The 1,131-nt window shown below is 48.1% G+C and carries 3 protein-coding genes; all 3 read right to left on the reverse strand.

All coding sequences use genetic code 11. The annotated features are described in order from the left end of the window. Positions 1-210 precede the first annotated feature (210 nt). From G445_RS0108765 to G445_RS11025, 3 genes are read right to left on the reverse strand one after another with little or no spacing between them, the layout of a single operon-like run. Entirely contained in the window at positions 211-423 is a 213-nt protein-coding gene (locus tag G445_RS0108765) for a hypothetical protein (protein ID WP_022867140.1), read from the reverse strand. Positions 424-434: 11 nt separating this feature from the next. After that, positions 435-671 carry a hypothetical protein gene (locus G445_RS0108770; RefSeq protein WP_022867141.1) on the reverse strand — a complete coding sequence of 79 codons (237 nt, stop codon included), beginning with the start codon at positions 669-671 and terminating at the stop codon, positions 435-437. Then, positions 668-955 (reverse strand): hypothetical protein, encoded by a 288-nt coding sequence (locus G445_RS11025; RefSeq protein ID WP_156825597.1) that lies wholly within the window; start codon positions 953-955, stop codon positions 668-670. Before G445_RS11025 ends, G445_RS0108770 begins: the two co-directional genes overlap by 4 nt. Positions 956-1,131: the final 176 nt, after the last annotated feature.

The raw sequence follows: 1,131 nt of genomic DNA on the forward strand, positions 1-1,131 counted from the left end.
GTTATCTACGTCACATGGTTTATTTAGTGCTTAGGAAACAACTCAAAGCAGAAAGTTAAATGAGCCACGCCGGTATTTTCTAAACTAGGACATACCATATCAGTTAGTTACCCCTTGCGTGTGACCTAGGTCACACGTGAAGGCTCTCCACACATGCACGCATTCCCCCCCTCCCTCCTTGGGGGTTTGAGCACACTCGCGTGCACGCTTTCATGCTGACTGTAGGTATGCTTCCACTGCGTCGTTTACAACTTCCAGCGGGTCTAAGCCTTTCGTGCGCGCATAAGCTGTAACGCGCTCATTGAGCAGTGCTGAGGTGATAGGGGCGGGGGCTGGTCCGTAGGTGATTTTTGCTTTCTGGATTCTTTCCTTACTCCAGCCTTGCTCAAAGTCGTGAGCAATTGCTTCTTCTTCCGGGGTCATAGTATTTTTCCTTACGTTGTGTAGATGTAGCGTTTGCGGGCGCGCATGGCGTGAAAAATCTTTATATTTCCGTTGCGTGCAACCTGTGCACCAATTTCGAGTAATCGGGCGCGGGTGTCATAACCTAAGCGAATCACTTTCAGAGGTTCTTCTTCCTCAATAATCTGCTTCCAGTATGTATGCCATGCGCGGATAATATCTTCTTCTCTTAGTCCGTGTCGGAAGGCTGATTCAGTAAAGGAAATCATGAAATCGGTTCTGCCGATTCTCGTGAAATCTGTTGCCTAATCCACTGCGCTCCAGTAAAGCCGTTGTCGTATTTGTGGTGCATAAAACGGGCTAGTTGATTGCGCTTTTCTTCCGTGAACTCAATTCCTAGATTTTTTTCTAAAATTGCGCCTACCTGAATAAGTCGGCGTGTTCGTTCTTTGCGTTCTTTTGCTGCGTATTTTGCGCGTATTTTTTGAGCGCGTGCAGTGAGCTGAGCGCGCTGCTTTTCTATTTTTTCTAACTCGGCTTGCATTTTATCCATGATTTTAGTATACCGGCGAAAATCGTTGCCGTACATACCCTTATCGTGATATAAAGAAAACGCCGGGGTAAGTCCCTCAATAATTATTGAGGGCGCACTTACGGACAACCATAGGGTAGTCCTGCGCCTAGGGGCGTGTGCGTGCTCCGCAGGGACTGCCGTCGGCATTAGGGGGG

It is taken from the genome of Actinotignum urinale DSM 15805 (assembly GCF_000420445.1).
GTDB classification, from domain to species: Bacteria; Actinomycetota; Actinomycetes; order Actinomycetales; family Actinomycetaceae; genus Actinotignum; species Actinotignum urinale.